General features: G+C 72.7%; 14 protein-coding genes. 5 read left to right on the top strand and 9 right to left on the bottom strand.

Annotated features, from left to right (window positions below; all coding sequences use genetic code 11):
- Positions 1-14: 14 nt before the first annotated feature.
- Entirely contained in the window at positions 15-1,781 is a 1,767-nt protein-coding gene (aspS, locus tag ABZ877_RS33500) for an aspartate--tRNA ligase (protein ID WP_361079189.1), read from the top strand.
- Positions 1,782-2,077: 296 nt separating this feature from the next.
- Here the strand turns inward: aspS and metG are convergent, their stop codons facing one another.
- From metG to ABZ877_RS33485, 3 genes are all read right to left on the bottom strand, one after another.
- Complete coding sequence (gene metG, locus ABZ877_RS33495; RefSeq protein WP_361079187.1) at positions 2,078-3,820, bottom strand: methionine--tRNA ligase; 1,743 nt, start codon at positions 3,818-3,820, stop codon at positions 2,078-2,080.
- A 156-nt stretch (positions 3,821-3,976) separates the two neighbouring features.
- Positions 3,977-6,121 (bottom strand): VWA domain-containing protein, encoded by a 2,145-nt coding sequence (locus ABZ877_RS33490; RefSeq protein ID WP_361079185.1) that lies wholly within the window; start codon positions 6,119-6,121, stop codon positions 3,977-3,979.
- A 167-nt stretch (positions 6,122-6,288) separates the two neighbouring features.
- On the bottom strand, positions 6,289-7,248 hold the full coding sequence (locus ABZ877_RS33485; protein WP_361079183.1) for a LysR family transcriptional regulator: 960 nt from the start codon (positions 7,246-7,248) through the stop codon (positions 6,289-6,291).
- A gap of 185 nt (positions 7,249-7,433) precedes the next feature.
- Between ABZ877_RS33485 and snpA the strand changes: the two genes are divergently transcribed.
- Complete coding sequence (gene snpA / locus ABZ877_RS33480; RefSeq protein WP_361079360.1) at positions 7,434-8,108, top strand: snapalysin; 675 nt, start codon at positions 7,434-7,436, stop codon at positions 8,106-8,108.
- Here snpA and ABZ877_RS33475 read toward each other — a convergent pair.
- The 5 genes from ABZ877_RS33475 to ABZ877_RS33455 form a co-directional block, all read right to left on the bottom strand.
- Positions 8,015-9,028 carry a hypothetical protein gene (locus ABZ877_RS33475; protein WP_361079180.1) on the bottom strand — a complete coding sequence of 338 codons (1,014 nt, stop codon included), beginning with the start codon at positions 9,026-9,028 and terminating at the stop codon, positions 8,015-8,017. The two genes, snpA and ABZ877_RS33475, sit on opposite strands and share 94 nt — an antisense overlap.
- A 97-nt stretch (positions 9,029-9,125) precedes the next feature.
- Positions 9,126-9,596, bottom strand: coding sequence for a hypothetical protein (locus ABZ877_RS33470; RefSeq protein ID WP_361079177.1), 471 nt, complete (start codon positions 9,594-9,596; stop codon positions 9,126-9,128).
- Between the two features lie 387 nt (positions 9,597-9,983).
- Positions 9,984-10,805, bottom strand: a complete 822-nt coding sequence (locus tag ABZ877_RS33465; protein WP_361079174.1) for a ParB/RepB/Spo0J family partition protein — start codon at positions 10,803-10,805, stop codon at positions 9,984-9,986.
- A complete protein-coding gene (locus ABZ877_RS33460) occupies positions 10,805-11,602 on the bottom strand; it encodes a ParA family protein (protein ID WP_361079171.1) in 798 nt (265 codons plus the stop codon). The genes ABZ877_RS33465 and ABZ877_RS33460 overlap by 1 nt, the downstream gene beginning before the upstream one ends.
- Before the next feature lie 84 nt (positions 11,603-11,686).
- Positions 11,687-12,928, bottom strand: a complete 1,242-nt coding sequence (locus ABZ877_RS33455; protein WP_361079168.1) for an MFS transporter — start codon at positions 12,926-12,928, stop codon at positions 11,687-11,689.
- Between the two features lie 82 nt (positions 12,929-13,010).
- Between ABZ877_RS33455 and ABZ877_RS33450 the strand changes: the two genes are divergently transcribed.
- Positions 13,011-13,949, top strand: a complete 939-nt coding sequence (locus tag ABZ877_RS33450; RefSeq protein WP_361079165.1) for a LysR family transcriptional regulator — start codon at positions 13,011-13,013, stop codon at positions 13,947-13,949.
- 29 nt (positions 13,950-13,978) lie between these two features.
- Here the strand turns inward: ABZ877_RS33450 and ABZ877_RS33445 are convergent, their stop codons facing one another.
- Positions 13,979-16,162: a DUF6049 family protein gene (locus ABZ877_RS33445; RefSeq protein ID WP_361079162.1), complete on the bottom strand. Its 2,184-nt coding sequence runs from the start codon at positions 16,160-16,162 to the stop codon at positions 13,979-13,981.
- A gap of 218 nt (positions 16,163-16,380) precedes the next feature.
- Here ABZ877_RS33445 and cbiE point away from each other — a divergent pair, with 218 nt between their 5' ends.
- Positions 16,381-17,694: a precorrin-6y C5,15-methyltransferase (decarboxylating) subunit CbiE gene (cbiE, locus tag ABZ877_RS33440; RefSeq protein WP_361079159.1), complete on the top strand. Its 1,314-nt coding sequence runs from the start codon at positions 16,381-16,383 to the stop codon at positions 17,692-17,694.
- Positions 17,691-18,482, top strand: a complete 792-nt coding sequence (gene cobM, locus ABZ877_RS33435; RefSeq protein ID WP_361079156.1) for a precorrin-4 C(11)-methyltransferase — start codon at positions 17,691-17,693, stop codon at positions 18,480-18,482. Before cbiE ends, cobM begins: the two co-directional genes overlap by 4 nt.
- The last annotated feature ends 145 nt before the right edge of the window (positions 18,483-18,627 follow it).

Here is an 18,627-nt window from a genome sequence, read left to right as displayed (position 1 = left end):
CTGGATGAACGACGATGCATCGGTACAGGTCCCACACCTGCGGCGAGCTCCGCGCCACTGACGTCGGTGCCGACGTCCGGCTGAGCGGCTGGCTGCACAATCGCCGAGACCTGGGCGGCATCCTCTTCATCGATCTCCGCGACCACTACGGCATCACGCAGCTCGTCGCCCGGCCCGGCACCAAGGCCGCCGAGGTCCTCGACAAGCTGACCAAGGAGACGGTCGTCCGCGTCGACGGCAAGGTCGTCTCGCGCGGCGCGGAGAACGTCAACCCCGAGCTGCCCACCGGCGAGATCGAGATCGAGGCCGCCGAGGTCGAGATCCTGGGCGCCGCCCAGCAGCTCCCGTTCCAGATCAACCAGGACGACGGGGTCGGCGAGGAGCGCCGACTGGAGTACCGCTTCCTGGACCTGCGCCGCGAGCGCATGCACCGCAACATCATGCTGCGCTCCGCCGTGATCGCGTCCATCCGCTCCAAGATGGTCGCCCTCGGCTTCAACGAGATGGCGACGCCGATCCTCACCGCGACCTCCCCCGAGGGCGCCCGTGACTTCGTCGTCCCCTCCCGTCTGAACCCCGGCAAGTTCTACGCGCTGCCGCAGGCCCCGCAGCAGTTCAAGCAGCTGCTGATGATCTCCGGCTTCGACCGGTACTTCCAGATCGCGCCCTGCTTCCGCGACGAGGACGCGCGCGCGGACCGTTCGCCGGGCGAGTTCTACCAGCTCGACGTCGAGATGAGCTTCGTGGAGCAGGAAGACGTCTTCCAGCCCATCGAGAAGCTCATGACCGAGCTGTTCACGGAGTTCGGCGGCGGCCGCGAGGTCACCTCCCCGTTCCCGCGCATCCCCTTCCGCGAGTCGATGCTGAAGTACGGCAGCGACAAGCCGGACCTGCGCGCCAAGCTCGAACTCGTCGACATCACCGACATCTTCGAGGCTTCCGAGTTCAAGGCGTTCGCGGGCAAGCACGTGCGCGCGCTGCCGGTGCCGGACACCGCCGCGCAGTCCCGCAAGTTCTTCGACGGCCTCGGTGACTACGCGGTCGAGCAGGGCGCGAAGGGTCTCGCCTGGGTGCGGGTCGGCGAGGACGGCTCGCTGAGCGGCCCCATCGCCAAGTTCCTCACCGAGGAGAACGTGGCGGAGCTGACCAAGCGCCTCGGCCTCGAAGCCGGTCACGCCGTGTTCTTCGGCGCGGGCGAGTTCGACGAGGTCTCCAAGATCATGGGCGCGGTCCGCGTCGAGGCCGCCAAGCGCGCCGGCCACTTCGAGGAGGGCGTCTTCCGTTTCTGCTGGATCGTCGACTTCCCGATGTACGAGAAGGACGAGGAGACCGGCAAGATCGACTTCTCCCACAACCCCTTCTCGATGCCCCAGGGCGGCATGAAGGACCTGGAGGAGAAGGACCCGCTGGACATTCTGGCCTGGCAGTACGACATCGTCTGCAACGGCACGGAGCTGTCCTCCGGCGCGATCCGGAACCACGAGCCCGAGATCATGATCAAGGCGTTCGAGATCGCCGGCTACGACCGCGACACCGTCGAGGCCGAGTTCGCGGGCATGCTCCGCGCCCTCCGCTTCGGCGCCCCGCCGCACGGCGGGATCGCCCCCGGCGTCGACCGCATCGTCATGCTCCTCGCCGACGAGCCGAACATCCGCGAGACCATCGCCTTCCCGCTGAACGGCAACGCGCAGGACCTGATGATGGGCGCCCCCACCGAGCTGGACGAGGCGCGCCTGCGCGAGCTGCACATCCAGCTCCGCAAGCCGGTGGAGAAGAAGTAGCGCTCCACCGATCGCCCGATGCGAAGGGCCCGGAACCGCTCACCGGTTCCGGGCCCTTCGCCGTGCTCGGACGGTGCCGAGCACGCAATCACTTAGAGCCTGTCTTTGAACCCCCGTCGTCCGCGCGAAGCGCGGGCGCAGCGGCGGTCGGTGCGTGCGATTGGGGGTCCCCCCGGCCGGAGGCTGGGGGAGTGCGGAGGCGCAGGTCATGTGGCGGAGCCACCTGTCCTGCGCCTCCGTGCGGCGAGCGTGCGTGCCGGGCGTCGGGGCGCAGGCGGGGGTTCAAAGACAGGCTCTTACTCGGGGGCGCCGCCGAAGCGCTCCTTGTACGACTCCAGGTCCTCGTCCGTGATCTTGGCGAAGAGGACCGGCGGGACGGTGAAGGCAGTGCCCGCGGGGACCATGGTCAGGGACTTCGCCTCGTCCGCGGTCACCCAGGTGCGGCCGGCCTCACCGGACACGGTGTCGGAGAGGGCGAACGCCGCGCGCATCGCCGCCGCCGACGCCGGGATGAACGGCTCCGAGACCACCGAGTAGAGGTGGATCAGATTCATCGCCGTACGCAGGGTGAGGGCGGCGCCCTCCGGGTTGGTCTTGATCTCCAGCCAGGGGGCCTTCTCCTCCAGGTAGGAGTTGCCCGCCGACCACAGGGCGCGCAGCGCCGCCGCGGCCTTGCGGAACTGGAGGGCCTCCATCTGGGTCTCGTACTCGGCGAGGAGCTCGGCGATCTGCTCGCCCAGCTTCGACTCCGCCTCGCCGGGCTCGCCGCCCGCCGGGACGTCGTCGCCGAAGCGCTTGCGGGAGAAGGACAGGACACGGTTGACGAAGTTGCCGAGGGTGTCGGCCAGGTCCTTGTTGACCGTCGCCGTGAAGTGCTCCCAGGTGAAGGACGAGTCGTCCGACTCGGGCGCGTTGGCGATCAGGAAGTAGCGCCAGTAGTCCGCCGGTAGGATCTCCAGGGCCTGGTCGGTGAAGACACCGCGCTTCTGCGACGTGGAGAACTTGCCGCCGTAGTACGTCAGCCAGTTGAAGGCCTTCAGATAGTCGACCTTCTTCCACGGCTCCCGGATGCCCATCTCCGTCGCCGGGAACATGACGCTGTGGAACGGCACGTTGTCCTTCGCCATGAACTCCGTGTACCGGACGTCCGAGGCACCGTCCGGCTCGAACCACCAGGACTTCCAGTCCCGGGTCTCGCCGTCGGGGGCCTGGTCCGCCCACTCCTTCGTCGCACCGATGTACTCGATCGGCGCGTCGAACCATACGTAGAAGACCTTGCCCTCGGCCGCCAGCTCAGGCCACGTGTCGGCCGGGACCGGGACGCCCCACTCCAGGTCACGGGTGATCGCCCGGTCGTTCAGGCCCTCCGTCAGCCACTTGCGGGCGATGGAGGACGACAGCTGCGGCCACTCGTCGGCGACCTCGTCGATCCACGCCTCGACCTCGCCCTGGAGCTTCGACTGGAGGAGGAAGAGGTGCTTCGTCTCGCGGACCTCCAGGTCCGTCGAGCCGGAGATCGCGCTGCGCGGGTTGATCAGATCGGTCGGGTCCAGGACGCGGGTGCAGTTCTCGCACTGGTCGCCGCGGGCCTTGTCGTAGCCGCAGTGCGGACACGTGCCCTCGACGTAGCGGTCCGGGAGGAAACGGCCGTCCGCGGGCGAGTACACCTGGCGGATCGCCCGCTCCTCGATGAACCCGTTCTCGTTCAGACGGCGGGCGAAGTGCTGGGTCAGCTCCGCGTTCTGCGGCGACGAGCTGCGGCCGAAGTGGTCGAAGGCCAGCGCGAAACCGTCGTAGATCGCCTTCTGCGCGTCGTGCGCCTGCGCGCAGAACTCCGCCACCGGCAGGCCCCGCTCCTTCGCGGCCAGCTCGGCCGGGGTGCCGTGCTCGTCCGTCGCGCAGATGTACAGCACGTCGTGGCCCCGGCGGCGCAGGTAGCGGGCGTACACATCGGCCGGGAGCATGGACCCCACCATGTTGCCCAGGTGCTTGATCCCGTTGATGTAGGGAAGGGCGCTGGTGATGAGGTGTCGAGCCATCGGGGGCTGCTCCCATGTCGTGACGATGCGTTGCGCGCAGTGAGACCCGGGGGTTTCGGCTGCGGGGTCTGAATCCAGAAATCGTAGCCGACATGGGGCGGCCGCCCGCGCGGTGTTTTACCGCGCGGACGGCCGGGGGTTCCGGACGGGCCGGATCTACGGGCGCCAGGCCGCCAGGACGCCCTCGTACAGCTCGGCGTCCGTCAGCTCGCGCGGGGCCGGGCCCGCGTGGAAGAACGCGGCGTTGTCGGCCTTCAGCCTGCGGAGGTAGTCGAAGCCCTTCGCGTCGTGCTCGCCGAACGCGACGAACTGGAAGAAGAGCGGGTGGCTCGCCGCCTTCGCCAGCGCCTCGTTCGCCGGGCGCTGGGTGTCCGGGGGGCCGTCCGTCTGGAAGACGACCAGGGCGGGGACCGTCGGGTCGTCGCTCTTCGCGTGGTGCGCCACGACCTCCTCGATCGCGCGGTGGTAGCTCGTGCGGCCCATACGGCCCGCCGCCGCGTGCCACTCGTCGATCTTGCCCTCGTACGTGCCGTCCTCGTCGAGGACCAGGTCGCCGGTGGCGTCGATGTCCGTCGAGAAGAACACGGTGTGGACGGTCGGGGGCTCGCGGTCGTCCAGATGCGCGGCCAGGGCGAGCGTCTGCTCGGCCAGGGCGCTCGCGGAACCGTCCTTGTAGTACGGGCGCATCGACCCGGAACGGTCCAGCACGAGGTACACGCGGGCACGGGTCCCGACGAGACCGCGGGCCTCCAGGGCGGCACCGGCGGCTTCGTGAGCGGTGACGAGTCCCTTTGCGGCGGGCTTCTTCTTGGGCGGGGTCTTCGACTTGGCGGGGTTGGTTTGGGCCGGGGTGTTCGGTGTGGCGCCGGGGGTCTCCGACGCGGCGGGGGTCTTGGGGCTGCCGGTGCCGGTGGCAGTGGCGGTGGCTTTAGCTTTGGTGGGGCTGGTCTTCTTGGCGGCGGAGGTCTTCTTCGCCGGGGTGTCGGACTTGGCGGATGCCTTGGCGGCGGCACCGGTGGTCTTGGCCGGGCTCGTCTTCTTGGCGGCGCGAGCGGTGGTCTTTGTTTTGGTGGGGGCCGGCTCGGTACTCGCCGGGGTCTCGGGTGCGGGGGTGGTCTCGTTCTTCGCCGCGCTCTTCGTCTTGGCCGCGCTCGCGGACTTGGTCGTGGCCGGTTCGTCTGCCTTGGCCTGGGCGTCCGGCTTCGCGGGGGCTTCGGGTGTCGCCGAGTCCTTGGTCTCCGCCGACTTTGCGGGGTCGTCCTGGGACGTGCTCCGCGCCGGGGTGCTCTCGTCAGCCGGGTCGGTGGCCTGCGCGGAGTCATCCGCGGACGCGGGCCGCGCGGCCTTCGCCGGGTTCTCGGATGCAGCCGGGCTGTCGCCCTGGGCTGCAGCCGGGCTGTCGCCCTGGGCCGCCTTGTCCGTCTTCGCCGGGGTGTCCTCGGCAACCGCGCTTTCCGCGTCGCCCGCCTTCACAGTCTCGTCCGGGGTCTGGGTCGTCGCCGGGCTGTCGCCCTTGTCCGGGGCGGCACTCTTCGCCGGGGCGCTCTCAGCGGCCGCGCTCCCCGCCTTCACCACCTCGGCCGGGGCCTCGGTCGTCGCCGCGCGGTCTTCCTCGTCCGGGGCGGTGCTCTCGGCAGCCGCGCTTTCCGCGTCGCCCGCCTTCACTGCCTTGTCCGGGGTCTGGGTCGTCGCCGGGCTGTCGCCCTTGTCCGCGGCACTCTTCGCCGGGGTGCTCTCGGTAGCCGTGCTCTCCGCGTCGTCCGCCTTGACTGCCTCGTCCGGGGCCTCAGCCGTCGCCGGGCGGTCTTCCTCGTCCGGGGCGGCACCCTTCGCCGCGCCCCCCGCCTTCACCACATCGTCCGGGGTCTCGGTCGCAGCGGGGACGCTTTCCTCGTCCGGGGCCGTCGCTTCCGCGGGGCTGTCCTTCGTCGCCGGACGCTCGGCCGTAGGCGGTGCGTTGTGCTCCGCCGAGTTGTCCCGTGTCGCCGGGCGTTCGTCCGCGTTCGCCTCCGGTGGGGCCGTGCCGTCCGGGGACGGCTTCTGCGTGGGTACCGTCGCCTCGGACGTGTCCGGGGGTGTGGGGTCCACCGGGCGGGACGGTTTGGGGACCGTGACGTTGTCGAAGGCCGCGGCCACCAGGTCGTCGGCCTCGCCGCGGGACGGGGCGGGGACCGTCGGCCGTTCGGCGGGGGGCTCGATGGGCGCGGAGCGCGTCGGTTCCGGTGAGTCCGCGGGAGCCGGCTCCGCGTCCCTCTTCCGGGACCGCCCGAACGCGTTCCGCAGCAGATCCAGAATGCCCATGTGCGCAACCTTCCGCATGAGTTGGTCCCCGAACGTCCCTGGAACCCCTGGCCAGGGCGGACACGTAAGGTTAGCCGCCGCACGGGGCGATCTTGGGAAGGGTCCGCCGACGATCCCCTGGACGGGCCGCCCGTTTCACCCCGCCCGGAGGACCCGCGGGGCCGGTCTCAGACCGCGTCCTCCTGGAAGTCCTCCTGAAAGTCCTCCTGGAAGTGGTACGCCGGTGCCTGCCGCGCCGCCTCCCCGTACGCGGCCCGCAGATCGGGCAGCACCGCGTCGAGCAGGGCCTCGCTCCGCGCCGCCAGCAACAGCCGTACGCCGACGGGGTCCCCGTGCAGCGGCCGGATGGCCATGTCGGCGCGGGCCCGGGACGTGGGCTGGCACAGGGCCACGACCTCGCCGGTCGCGACGAGGGACGCCGCCGTGAGGTAATCGCCGTGCAGGACGCGCGGCTTGAGACCGGCGGAGCGCAACGCCCGCAGCAGGCCGTCCCATTCGCCGTCGACCGTGGGGTCGACCATCCACCTGTCACCGGCGAGATCGGACAGACGCACCACGCTGCGGCTGGCCGCCGGGTGGTCCGTCGCCAGGGACACGAACTGCGGCTCCCGTTCCACGAGCACCCGCCACACGAGCCCGGGCGGCATCCGCAGGGGGCTGCCCTCCACCTCGTGCACGAACGCCACGTCGAGCCCGCCCTCCGCGACGCGCCGCAGCAGGGCGTGCGCGGAGACGTCCACCCGCAGGGTCGGTTCCGTGCCCTGGAACTCGGGGTTGTCCCGAAGCCGCCGCAGCCAGCCCGGCAGCGCGCGGCTCGCCGTGGAGCCGATGCGGAGCCGTCCGGGCCCCTCGGCCGTCGCGGCGGCGACCGCGCGGGCCTCATCGACCAGCGTGATCAGGCCGTCGACCAGGGGGCGGGCCCGGGTCAGCAGGACGCGGCCGAGCGGGGTCGCCCGGCACCCGGTGCGTTCCCGGGTGAACAGCGGGCCGCCGAGGAACACCTCGATACGGCGCAACTGGGTGCTCAACGCGGGTTGTGTCAGACCCAGTTGACGTGCGGCCTTGTGCAGGCTGCCGGCGTCCTCGATCGCGCACACGGCGCGCAGGTGCCGTATGTCCAGCTCCATGGGCGCAGAGCGTAAGGCGAGCGCGGGGGCCGCACCAGTACTCCGTCACGTACTACATGGCACCGTAACGGCCATTTTTCACGCCGATCACGTTCACCACCCCTGCCCCACCGATAACACCGTGCTATCTCCAAGTGCCATCATCCCCAGCCGCCCCTCCCACCCTCACACTCACTTGCATGACCATGACAGCACCCCCCACCGTCATCCGTCTCCTCGCATGCGCCTTCGGCGCGGGCCTCACCGTCACGGCGCTCGCGGCCGGCCCCGCCACCGCGCAACCGGCCCCCCTGGACCGGACCGAGACCGTCAGAGCGGGCTACACCGGCTCCGCCGAGGACGCCGCCGCGAACCAGGCGTTCTTCGAGGCGGTCGTGAAGTCCGTCGCCGAGCAGCGCGCCGCGCACCCGGGCGCCGCGGCGGTGACCGTCACGTACAACGCGTCGCGCGCCCCGTCCTTCCGCCAGCAGATAGCGAACAGCACGTCCATCTGGAACTCGTCGGTCTCGAACGTCAAGCTCGCGGCGACGACCGGCACCGGCAACTTCGCGTACTACGAGGGCAACGACTCGCGCGGTTCGTACGCGTCCACGGACGGGCACGGCCGGGGCTACGTCTTCCTCGACTACGCGCAGAACCAGCAGTACAACTCCACCCGCGTCACCGCCCACGAGACCGGGCACGTGCTCGGCCTGCCGGACCACTACTCGGGTCCGTGCAGCGAGCTGATGTCGGGTGGCGGCCCCGGCCCGTCCTGCACCAACGCCTACCCGAACGCCACCGAGCGCTCCCGCGTCAACAGCCTGTGGGCCAACGGCTTCGCCAAGGCCCTGCAGAAGGCCGAGGCGAAGCTCAAGTAAGGACCTGATCCACCATCCAGCCGCCGCCCGCCTCCCCGCGGGCGGCGGCTCCGTGTGGTGTGGTGCGCGAGCGCCCTTCTGGACCGCCCGGCCCTGAGGAACCCCGTCAGCCACGCCGTCACCGCGACCGCCGCCCCCACCCCGACGATCACCCACGACACGGTCCGCATCGACGACGTCAGCGCGTCGTACACCGCGCCCGCCGTCGCCTTGTCCGCGTCGCTGTCGAGGTCGCCGAGGGTGAGGGAGCGGGCGATCGTCAGCGCGAGCAGCAGCGCGGCCGCGCCGAGGGCCATGCCGAGCGCCGTGGCGGCGACGGCGCGGCGGCGACGCGGTGCGAGCAGCAGGCCCGCGACGGTGAGGACCAGGGCGGCGAGGGCCGGCCAGAGACCCGCGAGCTGGAGCAGGTGGAACCCTTCGCGGAGTTCGGCCAGTTCACCGGCGGACAGGACGGTGATCCGGGTGTGCGTGACCGGGATCTGCTCGGCGAACGGCACGCCGTCGTCCTGGAGCTGCCGCTTGACCTGCTTCGTGACGGGCGCGAGGTCGAGGGTGACGGCGCCGGTGCGGCCCTCGTCCAGGGCGCGCTGCACCGCGTCGTGGGCGGCCCGGTTGGCGGTGTCCCACGCGCCGCGGAAGGCGTCGGTGCCCGTGAACGAGATCACGGCGTCGTGCAGATACTGCTCGACGGTGGACTGCAGCGGGCCGACGCTGATGTTCCGCATGATCCCGGTGGTCACCGCGGCGCCGACCGTGTTCCGCACGGCGTCGTCGGTGGCGAGCGGCGCCACTCTGGCCACGTAACGGTCGCTGTCGCCGATCTCGTACTTCGCCCAGGTGGACAGAGTGGACAGGGGGAGGAGGAGGCAGGCGAGGACGAGGAGGACGGGGGCGAGCGCGGCGCGGACGGTGCGGTTCACCCTTCAAGGCAAGGCCCCGCCCGCGCACCCCGCGAGCGGAAGACCCGCATACGGGCTACAGCGGGCCCTACAGCGGGCCCTTCCTACGCGTCTGCGGCTACGCGGTGACCCGGGTCCGGCCCCGGGCGTGGGTGACCCGGTGCGCCTCGGTGTACTCGCTCGACGAGTAGTACCGGTAGAGGGTGCCGAGGAACGTGCCGACGCCCACGGCCAAGCCGATCAGTACGGACCAGACGATCGGCCCGTTGGCGAGGCTGTGCAGGAAGCCGATGGCACTGCCCGCGAAGACGCCCCAGACGAGGGAGCGCAGCGCGATGTGGCGGACGCCCTGGCGGGCGCTCCACAGGTGGATGCCGAAGCAGAGTGCCGCGACGAGGATGCCGCTGATCAGGCCCAGGGCGATGTTGCCGCCGGTCACCTTGTGGCCGTAGCGCTCGATGTTCGCCGCCCAGAATCCGTAGAGGACGCCGGCGAGAAGCGGCAGCGTCTTCGCGGTCATGGACGCCGACGGGGCCGTGGGGCGGCCGGAGTGCGTGGAGCGGGCCGGTGCGGGTGCCGCGTGAGCCATGACGGGCTCCTTTCAGACGCCCCCCTGTCTTCCCCCTGTCCTGTCCCGTTCCTCCATTGACGGCCGCCCGCGTGCGTTCCGCAACGCGGGGGCGCCTCAGTGGGCCGGTACGGTCACGAAGCGTGAGGTGACGTGCAGGTCGGCGGCGATGGCGGCACCGGTCGCCCGCAGCGCCTCCGCCCCGGGCCGTGCACCGTACGGCCTCCCCGTCCGCCACGGAGAGGCCGACGGACTCCCCGAGCCGCTCCGACAGGGCCGCGAGGTGCGGGGCACCAGCGGGGTGACGGCCTCTTCGGGCGGCGCCCCGCGCACCGACGGGGGCGGGGACGGGGACGGCACGGGAAGCACGAGGGCAACCGTAAGCGAACGGGGGCGGGGGCGGCCGGGTCAGCCGCGCAGGAGTTCCACCACCCGGTCGAGCGTGGCCGGGGCGAGGTGGCGGCGCAGGGAGTCCACGACGTCCTGCGGCGTCCCCCGGCTGTCGATGGTGATTACGCCGTAATCGCGTCCCCGCCGCTCGGCGCGGGCCGCCGGCACGGAGGCGGCGGGCAGCTCCCCGTACGGGCCGGGCAGCCGCTGTTCCTCGTGGGGGAGGCGGGCGATGCGGCGGGCGTCCTCGACGGAGACCCGCCCGTCCGCGAGCGCCTCCTGGAGATCCTCGCGCAGCTTCATCAGGGAGAGCCGCTGGGAGACGAAGCCCTGGGTCTTGCCGATGCGGGCGGCGACCTGGCGCTGCGAGTAGCCGTACGCGCTGATGAGCCCCTGGATGGCCTGGGCCTGTTCCAGCTCGGTGAGGTCGTCGCGCTGGACGTTCTCGATCAGCGCGTCCTCGTCGGAGCGGCTGGCGTCGGCGCGGACGAGGACGGGCACCTCGTCCAGCCCGGCCATCTTGGCGGCGGCCAGCCGCCGGTGGCCGTGGAGCACGACGTACGGAGCCGTGCCGACCGCCTCCGCGTGGTGCGGGTGCGCGGCGACGAACACGGCGGCGGGGACGACGCCGAGTGCCTGGAGCACACCGCGCTCGCGCACCGTCTCGGCGAGCCCGTCGAGGTCGCGCAGTTCGTGGCGCGGGTTGTCGGGGTTCTCGGCGAGGTCGGAGACGGCGACGGTCACGGGGACGGTGAGCGGGCGCGGCCCGGCCGCCTCCGGCGCGGGGTCCCCGGGGGCCGTCGGGCCGAGGAGCGAGGAGAGATCGGTGCGGCGCCCCATCAGAGCTGCACCTCCTTCTTCGCACGCGTACGGGTACGGGTGCGGGTCCTCGTGCCGTTCCCCGCACCGCGCGCGGGCTTCGGGATGGCGGCGAGGCCCACCTCAAGGGCGAGCCGGAAGAAGTCCTCGCGGGCCTGGAGAGCGACGCGGTTGGCGCCGTACTGCGTGACGACCAGGCCGTCCGCGCTGGCCCGCGTGTGCAGCTTGTAGTGGCGCACGACCGTACGGGCCAACGGCCAGCCCTGCGCCTCGACGAAGGCGCGGGTCTGCTCCAGGTCGGCCTTGCCGTCGCGCGGGTCCCAGTTGTTGATGACGACGCGGAAGGGGAGTCCGCGCGGTCTGACGACGCGTTCGACCGTGCGCTGCGTCGGCTGGAACCCGAGCGGCTCGGGCTCGATGGGGACGATGACGTCGGTGGCGGTGGACAGGACGGCCCGGAGCGCGTCGGCGGCGGCGCCCTTGCCGAGGGGGTCGGCGCCGTCGTTCTCGGCGAGGTCGAGCCAGCCGGGGGTGTCGACGAAGATGTGCTGCGCGGACGGGATGCGCGCCAGCGCGGCGAGCCCCGGCAGGTCGTTGTGGGCCTGCACGAAGTCGAACGGGAGGCCGTCGCCGACGCGTTCGGACCACCACACGGCCGAGCCCTGCGGGTCGATGGAGACGGCGACGACCGGCGGGTGCTCACCGTCGCGCGGCTCACCCGCGCCGAGCACGTCGGCGGTGACGGCGGCGAGGTTCACGGCGAGCGTGGACTTCCCCACCCCGCCTTTCTGATTGAGGATCACATGCACATGTGCCACGAAATCTCCCGGGATTCCCTGAATGGTGGGTTTGGGGTGAATGCTCGTGGTCACTGTGACAGTGCGACGGGCCCGGAGGCCGGTTCACACGCCGCTGCGGTCGCCCTCGGGCGCTACAGGGGCCGCGCGAACGCGCAACAGCGGGGGCGTGGCCAGCAGCAGGACCCCGGCGGCGGCGAGCGCCCACCGCGTCCCGACGACGGCCGCGAGCCCGCCCCACAGCAGGGTCAGCGACGCGGTGACCGCACTGCCGGTGATCGACCAGGCGGACACCACCCGGGCCACCCGGTCCGTCGCCGTCCGCCGCAGCCGCTCCCGCGCCATGACGGGGTTGAAGACGCCGCAACAGGTGATCAGCCCCAGTTCGACGACCGTCACCACCGCGAACCCGGCCGCCCCCGGCCCCACGAACGCGAGCCCCACCGGCCAGCACGCCCGCGCCGTGCCGCTGACCCGCAGTACCCGGTCCGCCCCGTACCGCCGCACGAGACGAGGAGCGAGACGCGAACCGACGAGCCCGCCCAGGCACGGCACGCTGAACGCCAGGCTGTACTGCCACACCGGGAAGGCGAGTTCGCGCAGCATCAGTACGGCCATCAGCGGGGCGCCCACCATGATCAGCGCGTTGACGAGCGCCGTGTTCAGGAAGAGCCCGCGCAGGTCCGGCCGCCGCCACAGATACCGCCAGCCCTCCCCCACGTCGGCCCAGCGGAACCCCTTTCGTCCGCCGCCGGACGGCACGGGCTCGGGAGCGCGGATCGCGCGGACGCCCGCCGCCGAGAGCAGATAGCTCACCGCGTCCCCGACGACCGTCACCAGCGGCCCGAACGCGCTGATCGCGGCGCCCCCGAGCGGCGGCCCGAGCGCCGTCGCCGTCCACGTCGTCGTCTCGAACCGGGCGCTCGCGACGAGCAGACCCTCCGGTGGGACGAGCGCCTTCAGATGCGCCCCGCTCGCGGACCGGAACACGATGTCGGCGGCGGCCACCACCACCGCCACGACCACGAGCTGCGCGTAGCCCAGCACACCGAGCACGTACGCGAGCGGCAGCGTGAGCAGCGCCGCGCACCGTACGAGATCCGCCCCGATCATCGTGGGCCGCTTGCGCCGGAACTCCACCCACGGCCCCGTCGGCACCGCGAGCAGCGCCCCCGCGGCGAGCCCGGCCGACGCCAGGAACGACACCCGCACCGTGCCGCTGTCCAGGACGAGCACCGCGATCAGCGAGAACGCGTCGAGCGCCAGCCACGTCCCCGCCGTGCTCGCCGCGAACGCGGCCCACAACCATCCGAAGTCCCGGCCGAGCCGCGTCGTCGTCTCCCTCATGACCCGCGATCCAAGCGGCGCGGACCAGGCCGATCAAACAACCAGGAGCCCCGACCCGTACAACCCGTGGTTGTATGGCGAGGTGGATCAGGAAGCCGTGCGCACTTTCGTCACCGTCGCCGGGGAAGGCCAGTTCCAGGTGGCCGCGCAAGAGCTGGGGATCAGCCAGCAGGCCGTGTCCAAGCGGATCGCGGCGCTCGAGGCCGAACTGGGCGTGCGGCTGTTCACCCGGGTGCCGCGCGGCGCCCGGCTCACCCTGGACGGGCAGGTGTTCCTGCCGCACGCCAAGGCCGTGCTCCGCGCCATGACGAAGGCCACCGCCTCCGTCCGGCCCGGGCGGCGCCCCCTGCGCGTCGACGTGATGGGCACCCGCGCCATGACGGCGGGCCTCATCCAGGACTTTCACCGCGCCCACCCGGACGTCCCCCTCGACGTCGTGGCGCTCGGCGCCGCGGGCAAGGCCGTGCTCGCGGCGGTCCGCGACGGCAGCGTCGACTCCGCGTTCTGGGCGTGCCGCGTCCCCGAGGACCATCTGCCGCCCGGAGTGCGCAGCACGCGCGTCGCGGACGAACCACTCCTGCTCGTCACCGGCCCCGCCCACCCCCTGGCGGACGCGGACAGCACCACACTCCGCGCCCTCGCCGACCACCACATCTGGATGCCGAGCCTGACACCCGGCACCGAATGGGCCGCCTACTACGCGGAGTTGGCGGCCGAGCACGGGCTCACGATCGACGCGGCGGGCCCCAACTTCGGCACGGACCACCTGCTGCGGGCGGTGGCCGAATCGGCGACCACGGCCACGTTCATGGGCCCGCGCACCCCGCTCGCCTACCCGGCCGGACTGGACCTGCGCACCATCCCCGTACGCGACCCCGAACCCCTCTACCCGCACTCGCTGCTCTGGCGCGACGACAACCCGCATCCGGGCCTCGCGGCGCTGCGACACCATCTGACGGAGCGGTACCGCGCCCCGTCGGGAGACACGCACTGGTTGCCGCGCTGGGCCCGGGTGACGTGAGCGGTGCTCCGTGCGGACTCACTCCGGACTCACTCCACGGGGGGCTGGGCGGCGGCCCGGCGCCTGCGGACGCGGTGCATCCGGAACAGCGCCGCCAGCACGATCAGGACGACACCCGCCGCGACCACGGTGATCGACCCCGTCGACACCGAGGTGACGTCCACCTCGAACGTCATCGGCCTGCCCCACGGCTTGCCGTCACCACGGGTGTAGAGCCGGGCGGTGACCCGCGCCTTGCCGTTGGCCTTCGCGGTGACGTCGATGTGCGCGGTGTGGTTCGCGGAGCCCGCCGCCTCCACGGTGAGCTTCGGATCGTTGATCTGGAGCCGCTCCGGGTCACTGGAGGTCACCCGTAGTTCGAGCCCCGAGACGGGTTGCTGGAGCCCGTTGTCGACGGTCACCGGGACCGTCGCGTCACCGGACGTCAGGGTCAGCGTCGTCTTCGGCACGAGCCGCAACGACTCCTCCGACGCGGCCAGGAACCCGGACGTGCGCTCCTGGAACGCCTCCTGCGCCGCGTCGTCGCGCAGCCGCCAGGCCGTGGACAGGGCGCGGGCCATCGCCGCGTGCACGGAGGCGGTGGTGGCCTTCGGATCGGCCAGCACGTTGACGAGGGTGGCGAGTCCGTCCAAGTCGGCCGCCACTGCCTGGAGTTGGGCGCCGGTCAACTCGGTGCCGGACAGTTTGGCCGGGTACTTCGTCGGGGCCGAGGCCGAACCGCGTACGGGGTCGTTGTCGGCGCCGCGGATGCCTTCCAGGTCCAGCCACCCCTTGTCCGTCCCGTCATCGAGGGCCGCTCCGAACGCGGCGGCGGCGGTACCGGAGAAATCGCGGGGCGGGACGAGGAGGGGCCGGGTGTTGCTCTTGAGGAGCGCGGTGACGTGAGTGATCGCGGCGGGGTCGGGGTCCGGACCGGGCTGCGCGGAGCCGGTGGGGCTGGGGGAGCCGGACGTGGACCCGGACGGGTTCGGACTCGGGCTCGGGCTCGGGGAAGTGGTGGGTTCGGGGTCCTTGATGCGGGCCAGGGCGGTGGTGAGGGTGGCGTTGTAGGGGAGGGCGGTGAGTTGAGTGACGGGGGCGTCGGCGGTGCCGAGGGAGCCGGCGCGGACGTCGGCTCGGGTGGCAGCACCGGTGTCGGGGCTGGTGTCGGCTTTTGTGGTGGGGCCGGGGCGCGCCCCTGGGGTGCCGTTCGTCGTGTTCGGGGTTTTTGGGACGTTCAGGGTTACCGGGTGTGTGGCCGTCGGGGTCAGGCCGTCGCCGGAGGTGAGGAGGTGGGTGAGGCCCAGTTCCGCGGTGAGCCGGGTGATCTCCGTGTCCAGGGCGCCGTCCGCCGGCCAGCCGAGGCCCGTCCGGGTTCCGGCGCCGAGGATGTCGTCGACCTCGTCCTTCGTGTCGTCGGCGAGAGCGGCCACGACCTCCGTCAGATCGGTGGTGTCCGTGCCCGGGTGGTGGGCGAGCGAGGCCAGGTCCGGGTCGGCGAACGGCAGCAGCCACACGTCACGCCCCTTGACCGCGTCCCGCAACGCCGCCAGCCAGGACCGCGCCGCGCTCTGTCCCGTACCGCGTGTGCTGTCCTGCGGATTGCTGGAGTCGGCGCTGTCCGCGATCCGGTACCCGTTGGCCATCTCCTCGGCGGCGATCACCAGCTCCGGGTCGAGGACCCAGCTGACCTCGCGCCCCTTCCCCGCGTCGACGACCTCCCGCAACCGCCCGCCGGACGCGAACAACCCGGCCAGCGCGTCGTCGTCGAACACGGCTTGCGCCCCGGGCCCGGATCCGAGGGCGGCGGCCGTCATGTGCGGGGTCGTCATGACCGGCCAGACGACGGCGGCCCGCACGGTCTTGGTGTCCGTCGGGGCGTCGTCGGCGGGCGGGAGAGGCGCGGTGGGTGTGGTGCGGGCGGTGCGGGCGCCGTCGCCGGGGAGGGCCCGGGCCGCGCGCCCGATGTCGGCGCGGGAAAGGCGGAGGGCGTCCGCGCCCGGCGGGCATGGGGTGTCGGCGCCGTGCTCCGTCGACGCGGTGCCCACCGTGCTCGGGCCCGATGTGCAGGACGTCGGGGCCGTCGCCGCGTGGCCGGGGCTGTTCCCGGTGGCCGCCCGTACCGTGTCGCCGTCGTCCGGCCCCGGCGGCTGCGTCCCCGTTCCCGGCAGGGCCGACGCCCCGAGCACCACGGCGGACACGACCCAGGCCCGCGCCGCCCCGTACTTCGTCATGCGCCCCGTACCTCCGCTACCCGCTCGCTGTCACCGGTCCGGTTCCCGAGGTAACACCGTGCGGGGGGCCGCTCCGGGGACCGGACGGCCGGGCGGCGCGTCGGGCGCGGTGCCTCAGGGGCGTCGGAGGGGGCGCTGATGTCGCCCGATAGAGTGCGGCTCCCTTGACCACACGTAAATCCGCTGATCACGACGCAACCCGTACGAGGTACCAGCTAGTGACTCCTCCGCCCTCCGCGACGCCTTCCGGGACGCCCGCCCCGCCCGTGGTGACCGTCGTCGGGATCGGCGCCGACGGCTGGCCCGGACTGCCGGAGAGTTCGCGTTCGGTGCTGCGCGCCGCCGAGGTCGTCCTCGGGGGCCCGCGCCAGCTCGCGCTGCTGCCCGACGCGGAGTGCGGTGCGGAACGCGTGCCCTGGCCCACACCCCTGCGCCCCGCCGTCCCCGCCCTCCTCGCCCGGTACGCGGGACGCCGCCTGGCCGTCCTGGCCAGCGGCGACCCCATGTTCTACGGGATCGGGCGCACCCTGACCGAGATCGCGGGCCCCGCCGCCGTACGGGTCCTGCCGCACCCGTCCTCCGTCTCCTACGCGTGCGCGCGGCTCGGCTGGCCCGTCGAGGAGACCGAGGTCGTCACCCTGGTGGGCCGCCCGGCCGACCGGCTCGCCGCCGCGCTGCACGACGGCCGCCGGGTCCTCGTCCTGTCGGCGGGCGCGGACACCCCGGCCCAGGTGGCGGACCTGCTCACCGAGCGCGGCTTCGGTCCCAGCCGGATGACCGTGCTCGAACAGCTGGGCGCGGGGAGCGGTGAGGCGCGGTACGAGGGCGTCGCCGCCGACTGGCACCGGGCGCCCGGCGACCCGCTGAACGTCGTCGCCGTCGAGTGCCGCCGCGCCCCGGACGCCCTCCGGCTCGGCGCCGTCCCCGGCCTCCCGGACGCCGCGTACGAGAACGACGGGCAGCTCACCAAGCGCCACGTCCGCGCCGCGACCCTCGCCGCGCTCGCCCCCGCCCCCGGCGAACTCCTCTGGGACGTGGGCGGCGGATCCGGTTCGATCGGCGTGGAATGGCTCCGCACCCACCCCTCGTGCCGCGCGTACGCCGTCGAACGCGACCCGGCGCGCGCCGAACGGATCGGGCGCAACGCCGCCCGGCTCGGAGTACCGCACCTCACCGTCGTCACCGGCCCCGCCCCGGACGCGCTCGCCGGACTCCCCACGCCGGACGCCGTGTTCATCGGCGGCGGGCTCACGGCCCCGGGCCTGCTGGAGCGCTGCTGGGAGGCGCTGCCGCTCGGCGGGCGGCTCGTCGCCAACACCGTGACCCTCGAATCCGAGGCGCTCCTCGCCGACCGGTACCGACGCCACGGCGGTGAACTCGTCAAGCTGGCGGTGGCGCACGCCGTGCCGGTCGGCGGGTTCACGGGGTGGCGGCAGGCGATGCCGGTGACGCAGTGGTCGGTGACGAAGACCGGCGGCGCTTCGGAAATCGGACAAGTGGGACAGCGAGTGGGACAGGTGGAACAGCCATGACCGTGTACTTCATCGGGGCGGGCCCTGGCGCCGCCGACCTGATCACCGTGCGCGGCGCCCGCACCCTCGCCGCGTGCCAGGTCTGCCTCTACGCGGGGTCCCTGGTGCCCAAGGAACTCCTCGCCGAGTGCCCGCCCGGCGCGCGGCTCGTCGACACGGCCGACCTCGACCTCGACGCCATCGAACGGGAGCTGGTCGCCGCGCACGAGGCCGGGCACGACGTGGCGCGGCTGCACTCCGGCGACCCGTCCGTGTTCAGCGCCGTCGCCGAGCAGATGCGGCGGCTCGACGCGCACGGCGTCCCGTACGAGGTCGTGCCCGGAGTACCCGCGTTCGCCGCGGCCGCCGCCGCGCTGAAGCGGGAGCTGACGGTGCCGACCGTCGGGCAGACCGTCATCCTCACGCGCATCGCCCAGCAGGCCACGCCGATGCCTGCCGGCGAGGACCTGGCGACCCTGGGGGCGAGCGGTGCCCTTCTCGTGCTGCATCTCGGGGCGCGTTACGTCGACCGGATCGTCGGGGAGCTGCTTCCGCACTACGGGGCCGAGTGCCCGGCCGCGGTCGTGGCGTACGCCAGCCGGGAGAACGAGCTGGTGCTGCGCGGCACGCTCGGGGACATCGCGGAGCAGGTCAAGGCGGCCGGGGTTCTGCGTACGGCGGTGATCCTGGTGGGCCGCACGCTGGGTGCTTCGCAGTTCCGGGACAGCCACCTGTACTCGACGGAACGGGACCGCGCCTCCGGGTCCGAGTCGTGTGGTGGCCGGCCGCGCAGTTCCCCGCGCCCCTGAGCGTCTGCCCCCTTCGGGCCGATTTCGGGTGCGGATGCGTGGTGGCTGGTCGCGCAGTTCCCCGCGCCCCTGAGCGTCTGCCCCCTTCGGGCCGATTTCGGGTGCGGATGCGTGGTGGCTGGTCGCGCAGTTCCCCGCGCCCCTG

Origin of the sequence: Streptomyces sp. NPDC046939 (assembly GCF_040644575.1) — a bacterium.
Classification (GTDB): Bacteria; Actinomycetota; Actinomycetes; order Streptomycetales; family Streptomycetaceae; genus Streptomyces.
Note: the sequence above shows the minus strand (reverse complement) of the source record. Positions and strands in the feature narration are given on the sequence as shown.

What these genes read in the sequence shown, in the direction of transcription:
- aspS (WP_361079189.1), top strand. Translation starts at nt 15, where the DNA reads ATGCATCGGTACAGGTCCCACACCTGCGGCGAGCTCCGCGCCACTGAC.
- metG (WP_361079187.1), bottom strand. Translation starts at nt 3,820, where the DNA reads ATGGCTCGACACCTCATCACCAGCGCCCTTCCCTACATCAACGGGATC.
- ABZ877_RS33490 (WP_361079185.1), bottom strand. Translation starts at nt 6,121, where the DNA reads ATGGGCATTCTGGATCTGCTGCGGAACGCGTTCGGGCGGTCCCGGAAG.
- ABZ877_RS33485 (WP_361079183.1), bottom strand. Translation starts at nt 7,248, where the DNA reads ATGGAGCTGGACATACGGCACCTGCGCGCCGTGTGCGCGATCGAGGAC.
- snpA (WP_361079360.1), top strand. Translation starts at nt 7,434, where the DNA reads ATGACAGCACCCCCCACCGTCATCCGTCTCCTCGCATGCGCCTTCGGC.
- ABZ877_RS33470 (WP_361079177.1), bottom strand. Translation starts at nt 9,596, where the DNA reads ATGGCTCACGCGGCACCCGCACCGGCCCGCTCCACGCACTCCGGCCGC.
- ABZ877_RS33465 (WP_361079174.1), bottom strand. Translation starts at nt 10,805, where the DNA reads ATGGGGCGCCGCACCGATCTCTCCTCGCTCCTCGGCCCGACGGCCCCC.
- ABZ877_RS33455 (WP_361079168.1), bottom strand. Translation starts at nt 12,928, where the DNA reads ATGAGGGAGACGACGACGCGGCTCGGCCGGGACTTCGGATGGTTGTGG.
- ABZ877_RS33445 (WP_361079162.1), bottom strand. Translation starts at nt 16,162, where the DNA reads ATGACGAAGTACGGGGCGGCGCGGGCCTGGGTCGTGTCCGCCGTGGTG.
- cobM (WP_361079156.1), top strand. Translation starts at nt 17,691, where the DNA reads ATGACCGTGTACTTCATCGGGGCGGGCCCTGGCGCCGCCGACCTGATC.